This window comes from Streptomyces sp. CB02400 (genome assembly GCF_001905725.1).
In the GTDB taxonomy this organism is placed as follows: Bacteria; Actinomycetota; Actinomycetes; order Streptomycetales; family Streptomycetaceae; genus Streptomyces; species Streptomyces atrovirens.
The window spans coordinates 50,448-70,930 of the sequence record NZ_LIWB01000025.1 but is presented as its reverse complement, the minus strand read 5'-3'; the positions used below and the strand labels follow the sequence as shown (position 1 = coordinate 70,930).

The 20,483-nt window shown below is 73.2% G+C and carries 15 protein-coding genes and 1 riboswitch; of the genes, 6 read left to right on the top strand and 9 right to left on the bottom strand.

Annotated features, from left to right (window positions below; translation table 11 throughout):
- Positions 1-4: 4 nt before the first annotated feature.
- From cobI to AMK33_RS37025, 9 genes are all read right to left on the bottom strand, one after another.
- The gene (cobI, locus tag AMK33_RS37065; protein WP_107425336.1) at positions 5-736 is read right to left on the bottom strand and encodes a precorrin-2 C(20)-methyltransferase; all 732 of its coding nucleotides are present in this window, start codon (positions 734-736) and stop codon (positions 5-7) included.
- Complete coding sequence (locus AMK33_RS37060) at positions 733-2,172, bottom strand: cobyrinate a,c-diamide synthase (protein WP_073937490.1); 1,440 nt, start codon at positions 2,170-2,172, stop codon at positions 733-735. Before AMK33_RS37060 ends, cobI begins: the two co-directional genes overlap by 4 nt.
- On the bottom strand, positions 2,166-2,765 hold the full coding sequence (gene cobO, locus AMK33_RS37055; protein ID WP_073937488.1) for a cob(I)yrinic acid a,c-diamide adenosyltransferase: 600 nt from the start codon (positions 2,763-2,765) through the stop codon (positions 2,166-2,168). The genes AMK33_RS37060 and cobO overlap by 7 nt, the downstream gene beginning before the upstream one ends.
- Positions 2,765-4,777 carry a putative cobaltochelatase gene (locus AMK33_RS37050; protein ID WP_073937486.1) on the bottom strand — a complete coding sequence of 671 codons (2,013 nt, stop codon included), beginning with the start codon at positions 4,775-4,777 and terminating at the stop codon, positions 2,765-2,767. The genes cobO and AMK33_RS37050 overlap by 1 nt, the downstream gene beginning before the upstream one ends.
- Positions 4,774-8,442 carry a cobaltochelatase subunit CobN gene (cobN, locus tag AMK33_RS37045; RefSeq protein WP_073937484.1) on the bottom strand — a complete coding sequence of 1,223 codons (3,669 nt, stop codon included), beginning with the start codon at positions 8,440-8,442 and terminating at the stop codon, positions 4,774-4,776. Before cobN ends, AMK33_RS37050 begins: the two co-directional genes overlap by 4 nt.
- Positions 8,439-9,950: a cobyric acid synthase gene (locus AMK33_RS37040; protein WP_073937482.1), complete on the bottom strand. Its 1,512-nt coding sequence runs from the start codon at positions 9,948-9,950 to the stop codon at positions 8,439-8,441. The genes cobN and AMK33_RS37040 overlap by 4 nt, the downstream gene beginning before the upstream one ends.
- Positions 9,947-10,888 (bottom strand): cobalamin biosynthesis protein, encoded by a 942-nt coding sequence (locus AMK33_RS37035; RefSeq protein ID WP_073937480.1) that lies wholly within the window; start codon positions 10,886-10,888, stop codon positions 9,947-9,949. Before AMK33_RS37035 ends, AMK33_RS37040 begins: the two co-directional genes overlap by 4 nt.
- Before the next feature lie 122 nt (positions 10,889-11,010).
- Positions 11,011-11,148, bottom strand: a riboswitch (cobalamin riboswitch).
- A gap of 181 nt (positions 11,149-11,329) precedes the next feature.
- Positions 11,330-11,551 (bottom strand): hypothetical protein, encoded by a 222-nt coding sequence (locus AMK33_RS37030; protein WP_073937478.1) that lies wholly within the window; start codon positions 11,549-11,551, stop codon positions 11,330-11,332.
- A 40-nt stretch (positions 11,552-11,591) separates the two neighbouring features.
- A complete protein-coding gene (locus tag AMK33_RS37025) occupies positions 11,592-12,857 on the bottom strand; it encodes an inorganic phosphate transporter (protein WP_073937476.1) in 1,266 nt (421 codons plus the stop codon).
- A gap of 141 nt (positions 12,858-12,998) precedes the next feature.
- On the opposite strand from AMK33_RS37025, the gene AMK33_RS37020 reads away from it, so the two are divergent.
- The 6 genes from AMK33_RS37020 (at position 12,999) to AMK33_RS36990 (ending at position 20,361) form a co-directional block, all read left to right on the top strand.
- Positions 12,999-13,706, top strand: coding sequence for a class II aldolase/adducin family protein (locus AMK33_RS37020; RefSeq protein ID WP_073937474.1), 708 nt, complete (start codon positions 12,999-13,001; stop codon positions 13,704-13,706).
- A gap of 180 nt (positions 13,707-13,886) precedes the next feature.
- Positions 13,887-15,014 (top strand): alpha/beta hydrolase, encoded by a 1,128-nt coding sequence (locus AMK33_RS37015; RefSeq protein WP_073937568.1) that lies wholly within the window; start codon positions 13,887-13,889, stop codon positions 15,012-15,014.
- Between the two features lie 243 nt (positions 15,015-15,257).
- Positions 15,258-16,781: a hypothetical protein gene (locus AMK33_RS40900; RefSeq protein ID WP_235618302.1), complete on the top strand. Its 1,524-nt coding sequence runs from the start codon at positions 15,258-15,260 to the stop codon at positions 16,779-16,781.
- Between the two features lie 480 nt (positions 16,782-17,261).
- On the top strand, positions 17,262-18,860 hold the full coding sequence (locus AMK33_RS37000; protein ID WP_073937472.1) for an ABC-F family ATP-binding cassette domain-containing protein: 1,599 nt from the start codon (positions 17,262-17,264) through the stop codon (positions 18,858-18,860).
- Positions 18,861-19,228: 368 nt separating this feature from the next.
- On the top strand, positions 19,229-19,450 hold the full coding sequence (locus AMK33_RS36995) for a helix-turn-helix domain-containing protein (RefSeq protein ID WP_030858495.1): 222 nt from the start codon (positions 19,229-19,231) through the stop codon (positions 19,448-19,450).
- Between the two features lie 107 nt (positions 19,451-19,557).
- On the top strand, positions 19,558-20,361 hold the full coding sequence (locus AMK33_RS36990) for an enoyl-CoA hydratase/isomerase family protein (protein ID WP_073937470.1): 804 nt from the start codon (positions 19,558-19,560) through the stop codon (positions 20,359-20,361).
- Positions 20,362-20,483: the final 122 nt, after the last annotated feature.

Genomic DNA, 20,483 nt, shown 5'->3' with positions numbered 1-20,483 from the left:
CGGCTCACAACTTGCCGCCCCGCCCGCTGTCACGCCGCGGCGGCGCGATGAGCGTCGACAGATACGGCAGCGGCGTCCCGTCCAGCTCGGCGGCCGGCCGCACCGACTCCTCCGGCAGCCCGAGCGCCGACCCCCACACCGCGTCACCGATCCGCCCGGTCTCCCGCAGCGCCTCGGCGACCTCACCGGCCTGCCGCCCGAACTTGTACGCGACGACGGTCCCGGGCCCGGCCAGGGCGTCCTTGAGCACGGCGGCCCCCGCGGTCACCGGAACCAGCGTGAGCGGCTCGGTCCCCTCGGTCAGCACGGCCCCGGAACGCGCCGCGAGGTCCTGCATGGCGGTGATCCCCGGAACGGTCTCGACGACGACGTCCGGCACCGCCTCCACCAGGGTCTGGGCGAGATACGTGAACGTCGAGTACACATTGGGGTCCCCGATGGTCGCGAAGGCGACGACCCCGTGCTCCCGCAACAACCCGGCGACCCGCTCACCGGCGGCGTCCCAGGCCGCCTCGCGCCGCGCCCGGTCGGTCCGCTCGTTCAGCGCGAACACCACCCGGACGACCTTCTCGCCGGGCACGTAGTGCAGCACGGTCGCCTCGGCCCGCCCCCGCTCACCGCTGTCCATCACCGGTACGACGACGACGTCCGCGGCCCGCAGCGCGTTGACCCCCTTGACGGTCACCAGCTCCGGATCCCCGGGCCCGACCCCGACCCCGATCAGCCTGCTGCTCATGACGTGCGGCACCTCTCCACGAACCGACGGGCGACACCGGGCTCGGACGCCCAGTGCGTGTGCAGATAGCTCGCGTGCACACCGCGCTGTACAAAACCCTCGACACGCCGCTCGGGCGCCCGCATCCCCCAGGCGGGGGCGTCCCCCGCCCCCGGTTCGACAACGGTCCGGTGGAACTCGTGCCCCCGCATCCGCGTACCGGCGCCGGCCAGCGCACTGTCGCTCACGGCCACGGCGTCCCGGTACCCCAGCGTCAACCGCTCCGACATCCGCGCGGAGGCGTCCAGCACCCCGCACATGGGCAGCCCGTCCAGCTCCCGGCTCAGATACAGCAACCCGGCACACTCGGCCGCGACGGGAGCACCGCTCAGGGCCAGCTCGGCAACGGCCTTCCGCAACGACTCGTTGGCGGACAGCTCGGAGGCGTACACCTCGGGGAAACCCCCGCCGATGACCAGCCCTTGAGTCCCCTTGGGCAACGTCTCGTCCCGCAGGGGATCAAACGTGACCACCTCGGCTCCCGCAGCGGCCAGCAACTCGCCATGCTCGGCGTAGGAGAACGTGAACGCAGCCCCACCGGCAACAGCCACAACCAGCCCGTCCGGCGCTTGAGGACGAGGCCCGGCCAGGGCCGAAAGGGGGTCCGGGGGCAGAGCCCCCAGGGACGGGACGGGAAGGGGCGGCGGGGGCGAAGAAACCAAAGCCCCACCCGCATCCCAAGCCGCACAGGGCAACGCCCCCGCACTCCGCGCAAGCGCGACCAACGCCGACAGGTCACACCCGGAGGCCACCTGCGCGGCCATCGCCGAAACGGCCTCGACAGCCACAGAGCCCCGCTCGGCAACAGGCACCAACCCCAGATGCCGAGACGGCGTCTCCACCTGAGCAGCCCGCCGCAGGACACCGAGCACCGGCACCCCGACGGACTCCAACGCCTCCCGCAACAACCCCTCATGCCGATCCGAGGCGACCTTGTTCAGGATCACACCCCCGACCCGCACCTCCGGATCCCAGCTCACGAACCCGTGCACCAACGCCGCCACCGACCGGGACTGCGACGACGCGTCGACGACCAGCACGACCGGCGCCCGAAGCAGCTTCGCCACCTGCGCGGTGGACGCCAGCTCCCCTTCCCCCGCGGCCCCGTCGTACAGCCCCATCACCCCCTCGACGACGGCGACGTCACACCCCCGCGCCCCGTGCGCGAACAGCGGAGCCACCAGCTCAGGACCGCACAGATACGCGTCGAGGTTCCGGCCCACCCGCCCGGTGGCCAGCGAGTGGTACCCGGGATCGATGTAGTCGGGCCCCACCTTGTGCGGAGACACGGCGAACCCCCGCGCGGACAGCGCGGCCATCAACCCCGTGGCAACGGTGGTCTTGCCGCTCCCCGACGAGGGCGCGGCGATCACCAGCCGTGGGACGGAGCTCACCACTCGATGCCCCTCTGCCCCTTCTGCCCGACGTCCATGGGGTGCTTCACCTTGGACATGTCGGTCACGAGATCGGCGAACCCGACCAGCTTCTCCGGCGCGTTCCGCCCCGTGATCACCACGTGCTGCGTCCCCGGCCGCTCCCGCAGCACGGACACGACCTCATCGGTGTCCACCCACCCCCAGTGCATCGGATAGGCGAACTCGTCCAGCACGTACAGCTTGTACGTCTCGGCGGCGAGGTCCCGCTTGACCTGCTCCCAGCCCTCGCGGGCCTTCTCCTCGTTGTCCATCTGCTGATCGCGCTGCACCCACGACCAGCCCTCACCCATCTTGTGCCAGTCGACGGACCCGCCCTCACCGGAGGCACCGAGCACCCGCAGCGCGTTCTCCTCGCCGACCTTCCACTTCGCCGACTTGACGAACTGGAACACCCCGATCGGCCACCCCTGGTTCCAGGCCCGCAGGGCGAGCCCGAAAGCAGCGGTCGACTTGCCCTTCCCGATGCCCGTGTGCACGACGACCAGCGGCCGATTACGCCGCTGTCGCGTCGTCAGCCCGTCGTCCGGTACGACGCTCGGCTGTCCCTTCGGCATTACGCGGCCCTCCTCTGCACGTCCTTCACCAGCCCGGCGATGCTGTCCGCCCGCAGCTCGTCCAGCGTCACGGCACTGCCGCCCAGCTCACCGGCCAGCCGCCCGGCGAGCCCCAGCCGCACCGGCCCCGACTCGCAGTCCACGACCACGGAGGCGACCCCGTCGGCGGCGAACAACCGCGCCGCACGCGAGGCCAGCGCGACCGGCTCAGGCCCACCGGTCGCCCGCCCGTCGGTCACCACCACGACCAGCGCCCGCCGTGCCGGGTCCCGCAACCGCTCCACCCGCAGCACGTCGTGCGCCTTGAGCAGCCCCGCCGCCAGCGGGGTCCGCCCACCGGTCGGCAGCGACTCCAGCCGCGCCGCCGCGGCGTCCACCGACGACGTCGGCGGCAGCGCCACATCGGCCGCCGACCCCCGGAAGGTCACAAGACCCACCTTGTCCCGCCGCTGATAGGCGTCGAGCAGCAGCGACACCACGGCACCCTTCACGGCACTCATCCGCTGCCGCGCGGCCATGGACCCGGAGGCGTCGACAACGAACAGCACGAGGTTCGACTCACGACCTTCGCGCGTGGCCTGCCGCAGATCGTCCCGCCGCACCACCAGCCCCGGCCCGGACCGCCCCCGCGCCCGCTGGTGCGGAGCCGCCGCCCGCACGGTCGCCGCCAGGTGCAACTTGGTCAGCGCACCGCCGGGCCGCCGCGCGCCCGTCGTCCGCCCGTGCTCGGTCCGCGCCCGCGACCGCCGCCCGGCGGCACCCTCGCCGATGCCGGGCACGCTCAGCACCTTGGTACGGAACGGCTCGGCGGCACCCACGGGCGACCGCTCGCCGGAGCCGGCACCCGCAGGCTGCGGCTCCCCCGACTCCCTGGACTCCCCGGCCTCGGGCGACGTCCCCGTGTCACCGCCCTCGGGACCATCGGCAGGCGGCTGCCCGCCACCCCCGTCCGGCCCGTCCGGCCCGTCCGGCCCGTCCGGATCGGTGTCGGGATCGTCGTCGCCCCCGAACTCCTCCAGCGTCTCGTCGAGCTTGTCCTCGTCGAGCCCCGGCGCGTCGAAGGGATTCCGCCTGCGCCGGTGGGGGAGGGCCAGCAGCGCCGCCTGCCGCACGTCCTCGGCCAGCACATCCGTCCGCCCGGCCCAGGCGGCCAGCGCGGTCGCCGTACGCGCCATCACGATGTCGGCCCGCATGCCGTCCACCTCGAACGCGGCACAGGTCGCCGCGATCTGCCGCAGCGCCCCGTCCCCGAGCCGCACCGACGGCAACAGCTCCCGCGCCGCCACGATCCGCGCCCGTACGGCGGCCTCCTCCTCGGCCCACCGCGCGGCGAACCCGGCGGGGTCGTCGTCGTACGCGAGCCGCCGCCGTACGACCTCCACCCGCTGGTCGGGTTCGCGCGAGGCGGCCACCTCGACGGTCAGCCCGAACCGGTCGAGGAGCTGCGGCCGCAGCTCGCCCTCCTCGGGATTCATGGTCCCGACGAGCAGGAACCGCGCCGCGTGCCGTACGGAGACACCCTCGCGCTCGACGTACGAGGCACCCATCGCCGCCGCGTCCAGCAGCAGGTCGACCAGGTGGTCATGGAGAAGATTGACCTCGTCGACGTACAGGATCCCCCGGTGCGCGTCGGCCAGCAGTCCCGGCTCGAACGCCTTCACGCCCTCGGCCAGCGCCCGTTCGATGTCGAGCGCGCCGACCAGCCGGTCCTCGGAGGCGCCGACGGGCAGTTCGACCATGCGGGCGGGGCGCGCGGCACCGCCGCCGCTCTCGTGCGGACCGTCCGGACACGCGGGGTCCGGGGCCGAGGGGGCACAGGAGAACCGGCAGCCGGGCACCACGGCGACCTCCGGCAGCAGCGCAGAAAGGGCCCGCACCGCCGTCGACTTGGCCGTGCCCTTCTCACCGCGCACCAGCACCCCGCCGACCGCCGGGGAGACGGCGTTCAGCAGCAGCGCGAGCCGCAGGTCGTCCTGGCCGACGACGGCCGTGAACGGAAAGGGGGTGGTCACTGGTCGTCGCCCTCCAGATCGCCTTCGAGTTCCAGATAGGTGGCGCGCAGCCGCTCCAGGGTGTCCGCGTCCGGCTCGGCCCACAGCCCCCGGTCGGCGGCCTCCAGCAGCCGCTCGGTGATGCCGCGCAGCGCCCAGGGGTTGGACTTCTTCATGAAGTCCCGGTTCTCCGCGTCGAAGACGTACTCCGCGCTGAGCTTCTCGTACATCCAGTCGTCCACGACCCCGGCCGTGGCGTCGTAGCCGAAGAGGTAGTCGACGGTCGCCGCCATCTCGAAGGCACCCTTGTAGCCGTGCCGCCGCATCGCCGCCATCCAGCGCGGGTTGACCACCCGGGCCCGGAAGACCCGGTGCGTCTCCTCACCGAGCGTCCGCGTCTTCACCTGGTCCGGTACGGCGGAGTCGCCGACGTACGCCTCCGGACTCTCGCCCGTCAGGTGGCGCACCATCGCGACCATGCCGCCGTGGTACTGGAAGTAGTCGTCGGCGTCGACCAGGTCGTGCTCGCGCGTGTCGACGTTCTTCGCCGCGACGGCGATCCGCTTGAACGCCGTCTCCATGTCCCCGCGCGCCGCCCGCCCGTCGAGCCCGCGCCCGTAGGCGTAGCCGCCCCACACCGCGTACACCTCGGCGAGGTCCGCGTCCGACCGCCAGTTCCGCGCGTCGATCAGCGGCAGCAGCCCCGCCCCGTACGCCCCCGGCTTCGAGCCGAAGACGCGGGCCGTGGCCCGCCGCCGGTCGCCGTGCTCGGCGGTGTCCTCGTCGGCGTGGGCGCGTACGTAGTTCCGGTCGGCCGGTTCGTCCAGCTCCGCCACCGCCCGCACCGCGTCGTCGATCAGCCCCACGACATGCGGGAACGCGTCCCGGAAGAACCCGGAGATGCGGACCGTGACGTCGATGCGCGGCCGGCCCAGCTCCTCCAGGCCGACCACCTCGAACCCGGTCACCCGCCTCGACGCGTCGTCCCACACCGGACGGCACCCCAGCAGTGCCAGGATCTCGGCGATGTCGTCACCCTGGGTGCGCATCGCGGACGTACCCCACACCGTCAGGCCGACGGACTTCGGATACTCGCCCGTGTCCTGCAGATACCGCTGCACCAGCGAGTCGGCGAGGGACTGCCCGACCTCCCAACTCAGCCGCGACGGAATCGCCTTGGGGTCGACGGAGTAGAAGTTGCGTCCGGTCGGGAGCACGTTGACCAGCCCGCGCGTGGGCGAACCCGACGGTCCCGCCGGGACGTAACCGCCGTCCAGCGCCCGCAGGATGTGCCCGATCTCGTCCGTCGTACGGGCCAGCCGGGGCACGACCTCCTCGCACGCGAACCGCACCACGGCCACCGCGTCGGGGAGTTCCGTGCCCAGCACCTCGCGCACCAGCGCGGGGACCGCGTCGGCCGACCAGCCGCGCTCCTCCATCCCCTCCGCGAACCGCCGGCACAGCTGCTCCAGCAGGTCGATCGCGTCGGCACCCGTGCGCGCCGGGCCGTCCACCAGGTCCGTCAGCTCCACCGGCACCTTCACGGGCGCCCCCGGCTCGGCCAGCAGCTCCTTCTCCACCAGCCCGAAGTGCGTGGCCAGCGCGGCCCGCAGACCCGGCAGCGCGTTCGCCCGCCCGCCCCACACCTGCGAGGCGCGCAGCACCGCCAGTACGAGGTTCACGCGCGGCTCGCCGACCGGGCCGCCGCCGAGAATGTGCAGGCCGTCGCGGATCTGCACGTCCTTGATCTCGCACAGATAGCCGTCGATGTGCATGACGAACTCGTCGAAGTCGTCGTCGTCCGGCTGGTCGTCCACATGCAGGTCGTGGTGCAGCTCGGCGGCCTTCACCAGCGTCCAGATCTGCGCACGGACCGCCGGTGCCTTCGTCGGGTCCAGGTCGGAGACCAGCGCGTACTCGTCGAGCAGCTGCTCCAGCTTCGCGAGATCGCCGTACGTGTCGGCCCGCGCCATCGGCGGCACCAGGTGGTCGACGACCGTCGCGTGCCCGCGCCGCTTGGCCTGCGTGCCCTCACCGGGGTCGTTGACGATGAACGGGTAGATCAGCGGCAGGTCACCCAGCACCGCGTCCGGCGCGCACCCGGCGCTCAGCCCCAGCCCCTTGCCCGGCAGCCACTCCATCGTGCCGTGCTTGCCCATGTGCACGATCGCGTCGGCGCCGAAGCCCCCCTCCGATGCCGCAGCCTCCAGCCAGCGGTAGGCCGCCATGTAGTGGTGCGACGGCGGCATGTCGGGGTCGTGGTAGATCGCGATCGGGTTCTCCCCGAAGCCGCGCGGCGGCTGGATCATCACCACGACGTTCCCGAACTGAAGCGACGCGAGGACGATGTCCTCCCCGTCGACGTACAGCGACCCCGGCGGCTCGCCCCACGCCTCCCGCATCCCGTCCCGCAGCTCCGGGTCCAGCTTCTCGAACCAGGCCCGGTAGTCCGCCAACGGCACCCGCGCGGGCGCGGCGGCCAACTGCTCCTCGGTCAGCCACTCGACGTCGTGGCCACCGGCCTCGATCAGCCGGTGGATCAACTCGTCGCCGTTGTCCGGATATCCGGTCAGGGCGTAGCCCGCCTCCCGCAGCGCGTCCAGCACCCGTACCGCCGAGGCCGGGGTGTCGAGCCCCACCGCGTTGCCGACGCGCGAGTGCTTCGTCGGGTACGCGGTGAAGACCAGCGCGAGCTTCTTCTCGGCGTTCGGCTTGTGCCCCAGCCGGGCGTGCCGTACGGCGATCCCGGCCACCCGCGCGGCCCGCTCCGGGTCGGCGACGTACACCGGGACGTCGTCGGGGCCCTGCTCCTTGAAGGAGAACGGAACCGTGATCAGCCGGCCGTCGAACTCCGGGATGGCGACCTGCATCGCCGCGTCCATGGGGGACAGGGCGGCGTCGGACTCCTCCCACGCGGCGCGCGAGGACGTCAGACACAGTCCTTGCAGCACCGGCACGTCCAGGTCGGCGAGCGCCCCGATGTCCCAGGCCTCCTCGTCGCCGCCCGCCGAAGCCTGCGAGGCGTGCGTGCCCCCGGCCGCGAGCACGGTGGCGACGAGGGTGTCGGCCTTCGACAACAGGGCGTACAGCTCGGGATCAGCGCCGCGCAGCGAACCGCAGTAGACGGGAAGGGCGTTGGCGCCCCGCGCCTCGATCGCGTCGCACAGCGTGTCCACGAAGGCGGTGTTGCCGCTCAGTTCGTGTGCCCGGTAGAAGAGCACGCCGACCGTCGGGCGGCCCTGTTCCAGGGGGCGTTCGCCGTGGACGCCGTACTCCGGCATCTTGCGCGGCTCCTCGAACCCCTCGCCGGTCAGCAGCACGGTGTCCGACAGGAACCGGGCCAGTTCGGTGAGGTTGTCCGGGCCGCCCTCGACGAGGTACCGCAGCGCCTCCGCCACCACACCGGCCGGGACCGTCGACTCGGCCATGAGTTCCGCGTCCGGCACGGCCTCCCCGCCGAGCAGCACCGCCGGGATCCCGGACGCCTTCAGTGCCGCGAGCCCGTCCTCCCAGGCGCGCTTGCCGCCCAGCAGCCGTACGACGGCGAGGTCCGCCCCGTCCAGCAGCGCGGGCAGCTCGTCCGCCACGTCCACGCGGGTCGGGTTGCCGATCCGGTAGGAGGCGCCGGAGGCACGGGCCGCCAGCAGGTCAGTGTCGGCGGTCGACAACAACAACACAGTGCTCATGCGGGCGCTCCCGGTGGAATGAAAGGCAGTCCTTGTGGCGCGCCGGACTCGATGAGCCGCCACAGCGCGTCCGTGTCCGCGTGCTGTTCGATCAGGTCGCCGAGCCGGTCGAGCTGCTCCTCGCGCAGCGCGGCGAACGAGGTGTCGGGGGCCGGTACGAAGCGGCGCCCCGCGGCCCGCGCCACCTCGCGCAGGAAGGCCCGCCGGAAACCGTCCGACTCCAGCGAGCCGTGCCAGTGCGTGCCCCAGGTCTGCCCGACGCGGCAGCCGTCCAAGAAGGGTTCGCCCGCTGTGACCTCGGCGACCCCGTGATGGATCTCGTACCCCTCGACGGGCTCCCCGAGGGCCTGTCCGACGGGCCGGGTGAGCGTCTTCTCGCGGGCGAACCGCACCCGCACGGGCAGGATGCCGAGCCCGTCCACGTGCCCCGCGCGGCTCTCGACGTCGTCCTCGATGTGCTCCCCGAGGACCTGGAAGCCGCCGCAGATCCCGAGCACGGGCCGCCCCTCGGCCGCCCGTCGCCGCAGCGCGTCCGCGAGCCCGCGCTCCCGCAGCCACTCCAGCGCCCGTACGGTCCCGCGCGTGCCCGGTACGACCACGAGGTCGGCGTCGGCCAGCTCCTCGGGACGGTCCACGAACCGCACCACGACACCCGGTTCGGCGGCGAGCGCGTCCACGTCGGTGAAGTTGGACATCAGCGGCACCGCGCACACGGCGACCCGCAGCACGTCCTCGCCGACCGGCGCGGCGACCACGGACTCCCGCACGGTGCCCCGCAAGGACACCCGCAGCCCGTCCTCCTCGTCGATGCCGAGACCGTGCCGGAAGGGCAGCACGCCGTACGTCCGCCGCCCGGTCAGGCCGTGCAGCATCTCCAGGCCCGGCTCCAGCAGCGACACGTCGCCCCGGAACTTGTTCACCAGGAACCCGGCGACCAGCTCCTGGTCCTCGGGGGAGAGCAGGGCGACGGTGCCGAAGAAGGACGCGAAGACGCCGCCCCGGTCGATGTCGCCGACCACGAGAACCGGCAGCCGGGCGCCCCGGGCGATCCCCATGTTGACGATGTCGGTGCGGCGCAGATTGATCTCGGCCGGGCTGCCGGCCCCCTCACAGATCACCGCGTCATACGTGCCCCGCAACTGCTCCAGACAGTCCAGCACCGTGCCGAGCAGCCGCTGCTGCCGCCCTCCGTGGTACCCGCGGGCGCTCATCTCCCCGACGGGCCTGCCCAGCAGCACCACCTGGCTGGACCGCTCGCCGCCCGGCTTGAGCAGCACCGGGTTCATCAGCGCGGTCGGCTCGACCCGGCAGGCCTGGGCCTGCATGGCCTGCGCCCGCCCGATCTCGGCGCCCTCCCGGGTCACGAACGAGTTCAGCGACATGTTCTGCGCCTTGAACGGCGCGACCTTCACACCCTGCCGCACCAGCCACCGGCAGATCCCGGCGGTCACGACGCTCTTGCCGGCGTCCGAGGTGGTCCCGGCGACCAGCAGACCCCCACCGCTCACGATGCACGTCCCTTCATGACGCTCCGCGCGGCGGCGCCGGCCGCGAGCGCGAGCCAGCCGACCCGCCGCGAGAGCCGTACCGCCCGGTCGATGTCGGACACGGCGACGGCCCGCCCGCCGCCGTTGAGCACGGGCCGGTGCTCGACCCGCCCGCCGTAGGAGAGGGTCCCGCCGAGCCGTACGCCGAGCGCGCCCGCGAAGGACGCCTCGACGGGCCCGGCGTTGGGGCTGGGGTGCTTCGCCGCGTCCGCGCGCCACGCCCGCACGGCCCCGCGCGGGTCCGGTCCCGCGAGCGCGGCGAGGACGGCGGTCAGCCGCGCCCCGGGCCACCCGGCGACGTCGTCGAGGCGGGCGGAGGCCCAGCCGTAGCGGAGGTGGCGGGGGGACTTGTGGCCGACCATCGCGTCCAGCGTGTTGACGGCCCGGAACCCGAGCAGGCCCGGCACCCCGGCGACGGCACCCCACACCAGCGCGCCCACCACGGCGTCGGAGGTGTTCTCGGCGACGGACTCGACCACCGCGCGGGCGATCCCGTCGGCGTCCAGGGCCTGCGGGTCCCGGCCGCACAGGTGCGGCAGCCGCGCCCGCGCCGCCTCGACGTCCCCGGCCTCCAGCGCCCGCCCGATGGTGCGGGCCTCCCGGGCCAGCGAGGTCCCGCCGACGACGGCCCAGGTGGCGACACCGGTCAGGGCGGCGGAAGCGGCGGGGGAGGAGCGTACGCAGCGGGAGGCGAGGGTGCCCAGCGCGACGGTCCCGCCGACGCACACGGCGGTGTGCACCGCGCCCCGGCCGCGGTCGTCCCGCCACAGCACCCGTTCCACGGCAGCCGCGGCCCGCCCGAAAGCGGCGACCGGATGCCCTCGGCGGGGATCGCCGAACAGCAGGTCGCCGAGGAGGCCGGCGGCGGCGCCGTACGCGAACACGCGATCGGCACCCATGGGGTCAGCCGGTGACGGATCCGGCGGGAGTGGCCCCGGAGCGGGGCGGTGTGTCGCTGATCGACCTCGGCAGGCAGCCGCGCATGGCGTTATGTCCTCACTCAGGGTGTCCACGCCCTGGTTCGACGAGACCGGCGGTGAGAGTTCCTGGCTCCCGGGGTGTTCACCCCGGTGACAGTGGCGGGACCGCGCCGGAATCGCACCGGCTTCCTCTCCTGCCGCCGTAGTGGCTGAGGCAGTCCACCACGGCCCCGGAAGGGCCGTCAACTTGCCGTTGACCTGCGAGGCTGAAGTGTGCTGAGGCCCACAGAGGGGCTCCGGTGGGTGAACCCGCGAGCGGGGGTGCGGGGGCGCGGGGGTGCGCACACGCGAGCGGGCGGTGCGGGAGCCGTGGCCCCCGCACCGCCCGCTCGTATGCGCTCGTACGGGTGCGGCCCGCGATCAGGCCATGATCAGGTAGATGCCGTACCCCACCGCCGCCGCGCACGCCGCGAAGCAGACGTAGGCGCCGGTGACCGCCAGGGCCGCGGACTGGCCCTGGGCGGCGGCCCGCTCGCGGCGGGACAGGCCGTTGATGCCGAGGGTGAACAGGCCCACCAGGGCCACGGTGACCACGAGGCTGACGCCGAAGACGGAACCGAGGGCCGCCCAGTCGATCTTCATGGTGCTCTTCTTCCTTCGTACCGGGTCTACCGGGTCGCGGTCAGACGGTGGTCGCGGCCGGCGGGGCCGAGGGGGCCGCCGGATCGGTGGGGACCGGCGCCGGGATGGTGGCCGAGAGGTCGTCGGTCACGGTGCCCGCCGGGGGCGGGGTCACCGCGGCCATCGCCTGCGTCACCACGCCGGAAGGCTCCTCGTCCGGCCCCCCGTCGTGGTCGTTGACGTTGGTGTGGTCGACGACCTCGCGCCGGGAGATCTTCCAGATGGCGGCGCTGGAGGCGACCAGGAAGACGGCCACGAGGGCGGTGCCCCAGTCACCGAAGCCGCAGACCCACTCGGCGAGCGCCGCGACCAGGGCCGCCGCCGGCAGGGTCAGGCCCCAGGCGACGAACATCCGGGTGGCCGTCGACCAGCGGACGACACCCCCCTTGCGGCCCAGGCCCGCGCCCATCACGGAACCGGAAACGGAATGCGTGGTGGAGAGGGAGAAGCCGAGGTGCGAGGAGGCCAGGATGACCGTCGCGGCACTGGTCTGGGCGGCGAAGCCCTGCTGCGGCTGGAGGTCGGTCAGGCCCTTGCCCATGGTGCGGATGATGCGCCAGCCGCCGAGGTAGGTGCCCATCGCGATGGCGATGCCCGCGGAGAGGATGACCCACAGCGGCGGGTCGGAGTCGGGGGCGAGCGAGCCGCCGGCGACCAGGGCGAGGGTGATGATGCCCATCGTCTTCTGGGCGTCGTTGGTGCCGTGGGCCAGGGAGACCAGGCCGGCGGAGGCGATCTGCCCGGCGCGGTAGCCCTTCTCGGAGGCCTTGCCGTCGGCCTTCCGGCCCAGGCGGTAGGTCAGCCGGGTGGCGAACATGGCGGCGAGGCCGGCCACCAGCGGGGCGGCGATCGCGGGGAGCAGGACCTTGGTGACGAGGACGTCGCCGTGGACCGCGCCGAGGCCGGCGGAGGCGACGGCGGCGCCGATCAGACCGCCCATGAGGGCGTGCGAGGAGCTGGACGGCAGACCGACCAGCCAGGTCAGGAGGTTCCAGAGGATCGCGCCGACCAACGCGGCGAAGATGACCTCGGGACGGATGCCGGACTCGTCGACGAGTCCTTTGGAGATCGTGTTGGCGACCTCCACCGAGAGGAAGGCGCCCACAAGGTTCAGCACGGCGGACATGGCCACCGCGACCTTGGGTTTGAGAGCACCGGTCGAAATGGTCGTTGCCATCGCGTTCGCGGTGTCGTGGAAACCGTTCGTGAAATCGAACGCGAGTGCGGTCACCACCACAATCGCGAGGATCAGCGAGAAGCTTTCCATTTACCCAGGCAATCGTTCGAGGTCATTGGCTGGTCGAACGTAGGTAACCAGGGTGAACGGAAGATGAACTGGAACGGGCATCGTGGTGACCGTAAGAGGGGGTGGGCCCTCCGCCGGATGGCCGCCTGGCAGGATCGCGGCATGACTGAGCAGCCAGGGGACGGGCGGGAAGCAGGGGGCACCCGGGGCGTGCGCGAGGAGGAGGCGCGTGCCTGGGCGGAACTCGTCGGGGCCGCGCGCCGGACCGTCGCCGACGGACTCGTCGTCGGCACCTCCGGCAACGTCTCGGTACGGGTCGGCGAGACCGTCCTCGTCACACCGTCGGGAGTGCCGTACGACCGGCTGACGCCGGACGACGTGACCGGCGTCGACCTCGCCGGCCGGCAGGTCCTCGGCACGCTCGTCCCCACCAGCGAGCTGCCCATGCACCTGGCCGTCTACCGCAGCACCGGCGCGCGCGCCGTCGTGCACACGCACGCCGTGCACGCCACGGCCGTCTCCACGCTCGTCGACGAGCTGCCGCTGATCCACTACATGGCGGCGGCGCTGGGCGGCCCCGTCCGGGTCGCCCGCTACGCGACGTACGGCACGGACGAACTGGCCGAGAACATGCTCCGCGCCCTCGACGGCCGCACCGGCTGCCTCCTGCAGAACCACGGCACCATCACCCACGGCACCACCCTCACCCAGGCCTACGACCGCACGGCCCAACTGGAATGGATGTGCCACCTCTGGCTCACCGCGTCATCGATCCCGGGCCTGTCCCCCCACCTGCTGACCCCGGAGCAGCTGACGGAGGTGGGGGCCCGCCTACGAGGCTACGGACAACACAGCCCGTCCGGCGTTTGAGGACGAGGCCCGTTCAGGGCCGAAGGGGGGGGCTGGGGGCACAGCCCCCAGGGACGGGATGGGAAGGGGCGGCGGGGGCGAAACAACCCTGATGGCTCCCACGGCGGAAAAAGCACGGGCGCAGCCCGACTGTGCGGCGCCCACTGGCCGGGTACCCGTCCCGACATGACACTGGAGAACGTGCGCACTGCCAGAGCGACGGCCGCAGCCGTCACCGCCGTGATAGGGGCCGCCGCCACCGCGGTGGCCGCCGGCCGGCTCGCCAGCGACGCCGCGCTCAGAATGCCCCCCGGCGGCCCCCTCCCCACCGAACCCGGACTCACCGTCCACGCCACCGCCGCCGGCCGGATCACCCTCACCAGGGACTTCGCCACGCTCCGCCCCGGACGCCACGGTCTCACCGGCGACGGCTTCCACGCGGTCGTCGGTCCCGTACTGCCCGACGCCCCGGACTCCGCCGACACCGTCGTACGCCGCCTCGAACGCGTCACGTACGGCACCCCGGAGCCCGGCGACCGGGCCAGGCTCACCCCGAACCTGTACGTCGGCGACCCGGGCGGCGCCCTCGGCCTGGACCACACCGACCTCGACATTCCCGGCGAGATCGGCCCCCTGCCCGCGTGGTTCGTGCCGGGTGCCCGGGAGACCTGGGTGATCGCCGTCCACGGCCTCGGCACCACCCGGGGACACACCATGAACCTCATGGAGTTCCTGCACCGTCACCGCTTCCCGGTGCTCGCCCCCGCGTACCGGGGCGACCCCGGCGCGCCGCGCTCCCCGGACGGCCTCAACCACCTCGGCGAGACCGAGTGGCGCGATCTCGACGCGGTGCTCCACCACGCCGTGGACTCCGGCGCCCGGCGGGTCGTCCTGTACGGCTGGTCCACCGGCGCGACCATGGCGCTGCGCGCCGCCGCCCGCTCCGAGGTGCGCGCACGTGTCGCCGGTCTGGTCCTGGACTCCCCGGTGCTCAGCTGGGAGGCGACCCTGCGCGCCCTCGCCGCGGCCCGGCACACCCCGGGCGCGCTGCTGCCGCTCGCGGTCCGCGCCGCCCAGGGACGCACCGGCCTGTACGGCGACCGCGGGCCCGGCGCCCTCCACCTGGACCGGATCGCGGTCCCCACGCAGATCTTCCACGGCCCCGACGACACGGTGGCCCCCTGGCGGTTCTCCCGCCGCCTCGCCGCCGACCACCCCGACACCATCGCCCTGCACACCGTCAGGGGCGCCCCGCACGGCGCGATGTGGAACGCCGACCCGGAGGCCTACGAAGAGGCGCTGCGGCGCTTCCTCACACCCCTGATGTGACCGCGCGGAGGAAGCGCCGGACAGCCGGTGCCGAGGATTCCGTTTAGGGCCGTACCAGTGGCCTGAATCCCTCCCCCGACCGCATCCGGGGCCGGGGCGCCGGCCGTCCCGGCGCCGCCGTCGGCATTCCGTTTGGGTTTTCGGACCGTCAACAGGAAGACTGCACTCGTGACGTCCCGTATCCCGCGCGACTCCAGGCTCCGAATCGTCCGCCCGCGACCCCTGGCCGCCGCCCCCACAGCGATGAACCAGCGGCGCCCGCGCCGCCCCGCGCCACGCCCCCCGGAGGGCACGCCGGCCCCGGCGGAGCTGGCCAGAATGGCGCGCTCCGGTCTGGCCGCCGCGGCCCGCGTCGCCCGCTGGGCCGACGCCGCCCTCGGCCCCGGCGGGGACAGCGCCACCGCCGACGGCAAGGCCACCCTCTCCGACGCGACCGCCGAACGGGCGGCCCGTGCTCTGGGCCTGACCCCCGCTCAGGTCCGCGCCGACTGGGACACCGCCCGGCTGGCCGGCCTCATCGAGGTGCACGGCGACAGCGCCCGCCCCGGCTGGCGGCTGCGCGCCTGGAACCGCGACGACAGCGCCGTGCTGCGCGGCTGGGTCGCCCTCTGCGACGCCTGGTCGCTCGCCCACCCGGAACCCGAGGAGTACGAGGCCGCCGCCGTCGCCGAGGTCGTCACGGCCATGCCGCAGGTCCTCTCCTTCCTCCAGCTCTCCGCCGGCCCCGTCCCCGTGTCCCAGCTCCTCGACCTGCTCCAGCAGCGGGTGACGGAACTCCGCACGGAACGCTGCGAGGTCGACTACGTTCCGCAGCCCGAGGTCTCCGGGTCCGACGCGGCCCGTCCCGACGCGCCGGGGTCCGGCACGCCGCAGCCGGACGCGTCCGGTACGGCCGGTCCCGAGGCGTCACGGACCGAAGCGGCCCGGCAGGACGCACCGCGGGCCCACACGTCCGGAGCCGCCGGTGCCCGGTCCGGGCCCGGGACCGAGCTCAGACCCAGGGTGCCGCTCCAGCGGCCCCGGCCCGCGCCCGCCGTGCCCGCCGACGCCCCGCTCGAGCCGCTGCTGGACTGGGCGCTGCGCGCCCTCGCCTCCGTCGGGGCCCTCACCTACGGCGACGGGCAGGCCACGCTCACCCCGCTCGGGAGCTGGGCGGTGTGGGTCAAGCTGGAGCAGATCTGCGTCGCCGCGCAGAGCCCCGCCGGGAACATCGAGCAGGGCGCCGAGGACATGCTGCGCGGCTGCGGCCGGCTGCGCCCCAACGCGGCCCGCGCCGAATACCGCGCCTGGCTCGCCGCCCGGCCGGTCGGCAGCGCCGTCACGGAGCTGATCGACGCCGCCCGGGGCGAGGACGCCCTGCTGCGCGGCCTCGCCTTCGAGGCGCTGCGCGTGGTCGGCGCCCCCGCCGAGCCCGAGGTCCGCACCGTGCTCGACGAGCCGACGCTGCGGCCGTACGCCCTGCTGTGGCTCGCCGAGCACGACGGCGCCGACCCCGAGGACGCCCACGAGGTCCTCACCCGCGAGGAGGCCACCTGGCTGTGGGTGGACACCGCGGCCGCCGTCGCCGACCACGGCGAGGCCCCGCTGCTGGTCCGCCATCTGGAGTCCGCGGTCCAGCCGACCGTCCCCGCGCTGCTCGCCGAGGTACGCGCCGTCGGCCACCCGCGCACCGTCCAGGTCCTGGTCGCCCTGGCCGCCGCCCACCCCGACCCGGCCCTGGCCAAGGCGGTCCGCCGCGCCGCCTTCCAGGTCCACACGGGCGGCTGACGCCGCCGGCCCGCCGCCCAGCGGCCCGCAGGGCCCAGGCACGTACCCGGCTCCCGCTGTCCGCCAGGGCCCGCCCGGTGGCGGGACCGGGATGCCGGGTCTCAGGTCGCCGCCTCGGGGGCTGTGATCCTGATCCCTCGGGGGCATCAGGATCTCCGCGCTCCGGTCCACCACGCGCCGGTGGTGTGCGTCGGCGTGAACGACGCGACGCACACCACCGGCCGGGCGCCGCACGCTTCACCGCCGCGTCGAACGCCCTGCCACGCCCCTTTGTGCCCAGCATCACCACGCCGTCGCCCTGCGCCGCCTCGCTACAGCGCCGGCACCGGCCCCTGGCGACCGCCGGGTACACCCGCGCCCAGGAAAAGCGGTTGCACGGCCCCGTTAGAATGGCTCGCATGGCCATTCTCCTCGCGCATTAGACGGCGGGAACGTCCTCAGCCGCCCACCGCCACCCCATACCTGCCCTGGAGTCTGTCCGTGATCTCCGCCTCCGGCATCGAGCTGCGCGCCGGTGCCCGCGTCCTCATCGAAAGCGCCACCTTCCGCGTCGCCAAGGGCGACCGCATCGGCCTCGTCGGCCGCAACGGCGCGGGCAAGACCACCCTCACCAAGGTCCTCGCCGGCGAGGGCATCCCCGCCGGCGGCACCGTCACCCGCTCCGGCGAGGTCGGCTACCTGCCCCAGGACCCCCGCACCGGCGACCTCGACGTCCTCGCCCGCGACCGCATCCTCTCCGCCCGCGGCCTCGACGTACTGATCCGCAAGATGCGCGAGAACGAGCAGCGCATCGCCAACGGCCAGGGCGCCACCCGTGAGAAGGCGCTCAAGCAGTACGAGCGTCAGGAGACCGAGTTCCTCACCAAGGGCGGATACGCCGCCGAGGCCGAGGCCGCCACCATCGCCGCCGCGCTGAACCTGCCCGACCGCGTGCTCGGCCAGCCCCTGCACACCCTCTCCGGCGGTCAGCGCCGCCGCGTCGAGCTCGCCAGGATCCTGTTCTCCGACGCGGACACCCTGCTCCTCGACGAGCCGACCAACCACCTCGACGCCGACTCGATCGTCTGGCTGCGCGACTACCTCAAGACCTACCGCGGCGGCTTCATCGTGATCTCCCACGACGTCGACCTGGTCGAGACGGTCGTCAACAAGGTGTTCTACCTGGACGCCAACCGCGCCCAGATCGACGTCTACAACATGGGCTGGAAGCTCTACCAGCAGCAGCGCGAGGCGGACGAGAAGCGCCGCAAGCGCGAGCGGCAGAACGCCGAGAAGAAGGCGGCCGCGCTGCACTCGCAGGCCGACAAGATGCGCGCCAAGGCCACCAAGACCGTCGCCGCGCAGAACATGGCCCGCAGGGCGGACAAGCTGCTGTCCGGCCTGGAGGCCGAGCGGAAGTCCGACAAGGTCGCCAAGCTGCGCTTCCCCGAGCCGTCCCCGTGCGGCAAGACCCCGCTCATGGCGGAGGGACTGTCGAAGTCCTACGGCTCGCTGGAGATCTTCACCGACGTCGACCTGGCCATCGACAAGGGCTCCCGCGTCGTCATCCTCGGCCTCAACGGCGCGGGCAAGACCACCCTGCTCCGCCTCCTCGGCGGCGCCGAGAAGCCCGACACCGGCCAGGTCATCGAGGGCCACGGCCTCAAGCTCGGCTACTACGCGCAGGAGCACGAGACCCTCGACCCGGAGCGCACGGTCCTGGAGAACATGCGCTCCGCCGCCCCCGACCTGGACCTCGTCGACGTCCGCAAGACGCTCGGCTCGTTCCTGTTCTCCGGCGACGACGTGGACAAGCCGGCCGGTGTCCTCTCCGGCGGCGAGAAGACCCGTCTCGCGCTGGCGACGCTCGTGGTCTCCTCGGCCAACGTGCTGCTCCTCGACGAACCGACCAACAACCTCGACCCGGCCAGCCGCGAGGAGATCCTCGGCGCGCTGCGCACGTACAAGGGCGCGGTCGTCCTCGTCACGCACGACGAGGGCGCCGTCGAGGCGCTCCAGCCGGAGCGGATCATCCTGCTGCCGGACGGCGTCGAGGACCTGTGGGGCGCCGACTACGCGGACCTGGTCGCCCTCGCCTGAGCGATTCGCCCGGGGGACGTCAGCCGGGGTTGATCGAAGGTGTGATCCACTGCGTATGGATCATTCGGCCCATCGGTGATCCATCATTCGTGTGAGATCTCCTCATCCCGAGGTGTGTCCTACACGGATTTCGCGGCCGAGCTCCCGGCGAACCGGGGCTCGGCCGTCGCACCTTTCTGACCTGGCACTTCATGGAAGAACCCGTTCGGAGGTGCCGTCGGCGCACCGCGGAATCTCTCATTCCGTATGTGGGGATGCGCTCCCGTCGTCACAACCTTGTCTCATCGACCTTGCCGAATGGGTGGCCATGAAGGCCCGGAGGGGTGATCATGAGGAGACCAGAGCGCACTTCCCATGAGGAGGCACGGGTGGCCGAGACTCTGAAGAAGGGCAGCCGGGTGACCGGCGCCGCGCGCGACAAGCTCGCGGCAGACCTGAAGAAGAAGTACGACGCCGGTGCGAGCATCCGGGCGTTGGCCGAGGAGACCGGCCGCTCGTATGGCTTCGTGCACCGCATGCTCAGCGAATCGGGCGTCACGCTGCGAGGGCGTGGCGGGGCGACACGGGGCAAAAGGGCCCCTTCGGCCTGACCCCGGGCGCCCCGGGAACCCGATGGTGACCACCCGGTCGGCCGACTGACCGGCCGGGTGGTTACTGTGCAGTCACTTAGGTCGACCGCACCCATCGGAGGCGCCCCATGGCTTCGTCCGCCCAGGACCTCGGTCCCGTACTCGACAAGGACGGCGTACGGCTCACCGTCGACGACGCGATCGCCACGGTGACGCTGACCAACCCGGCCAAGCGCAACGTGCAGAGCCCCGCTCTGTGGCGGGCGCTGACCGAGGCGGGCCGGCTGCTGCCCGGCTCCGTCCGGGTCGTGGTGCTGCGCGGGGAGGGCAAGTCCTTCTCCGCCGGGCTCGACCGGCAGATGTTCACGCCCGAGGGGATCGAGGGCGAGCCGTCGTTCATCGACCTGGCGCGTCGCGACGACGCCACGCTGGACGCGACCATCGCCGAGTACCAGGAGGCGTTCACCTGGTGGCGGCGCAGCGACATCGTGTCGATCGCGGCTGTCCAGGGACACGCCATCGGGGCCGGGTTCCAGCTCGCCCTCGCCTGTGACCTGCGCGTCGTCGCGGACGACGTGCAGTTCGCCATGCGCGAGACCAGCCTCGGTCTCGTCCCCGACCTGACCGGTACGCATCCGCTGGTCGGCCTCGTCGGATACGCCCGCGCGCTGGAGATCTGCGCGACCGGGCGCTTCGTCACGGCCGAGGAGTCCGTGAACACCGGCCTGGCCAACCTCGCCGTACCCGCGACCGACCTGGACGCGGCGACCCAGGACCTCGCCGCAGCCCTGCTGGCCGCCCCCCGTGACGCCGTCATCGAAACCAAGACCCTGCTCCGAGGCGCCCAGTCCCGCACCTACGACGACCAGCGCGCCGCAGAACGAGCCGCCCAGTCCCGCCGCCTACGAGACCTGGCCGGCCTCGGCGAATAACCCCCGCCCCGCGTTCCCGCGGGCAGTCGCGCCCCGCGTTCCCGCGGGCAGTCGTGCCGCTGGGGCGGCACGGGTGGGCGCGACGGCACCCCATGAGCGCCGGGCTGCGCGTCCCGCCCCCG

What these genes read in the sequence shown, in the direction of transcription:
- AMK33_RS40900 (WP_235618302.1), top strand. Translation starts at nt 15,258, where the DNA reads ATGAACCAGCGGCGCCCGCGCCGCCCCGCGCCACGCCCCCCGGAGGGC.
- cobN (WP_073937484.1), bottom strand. Translation starts at nt 8,442, where the DNA reads ATGAGCACTGTGTTGTTGTTGTCGACCGCCGACACTGACCTGCTGGCG.
- cobI (WP_107425336.1), bottom strand. Translation starts at nt 736, where the DNA reads ATGAGCAGCAGGCTGATCGGGGTCGGGGTCGGGCCCGGGGATCCGGAG.
- AMK33_RS36990 (WP_073937470.1), top strand. Translation starts at nt 19,558, where the DNA reads ATGGCTTCGTCCGCCCAGGACCTCGGTCCCGTACTCGACAAGGACGGC.
- AMK33_RS37030 (WP_073937478.1), bottom strand. Translation starts at nt 11,551, where the DNA reads ATGAAGATCGACTGGGCGGCCCTCGGTTCCGTCTTCGGCGTCAGCCTC.
- AMK33_RS37025 (WP_073937476.1), bottom strand. Translation starts at nt 12,857, where the DNA reads ATGGAAAGCTTCTCGCTGATCCTCGCGATTGTGGTGGTGACCGCACTC.
- AMK33_RS37035 (WP_073937480.1), bottom strand. Translation starts at nt 10,888, where the DNA reads ATGGGTGCCGATCGCGTGTTCGCGTACGGCGCCGCCGCCGGCCTCCTC.
- cobO (WP_073937488.1), bottom strand. Translation starts at nt 2,765, where the DNA reads ATGCCGAAGGGACAGCCGAGCGTCGTACCGGACGACGGGCTGACGACG.
- AMK33_RS37020 (WP_073937474.1), top strand. Translation starts at nt 12,999, where the DNA reads ATGACTGAGCAGCCAGGGGACGGGCGGGAAGCAGGGGGCACCCGGGGC.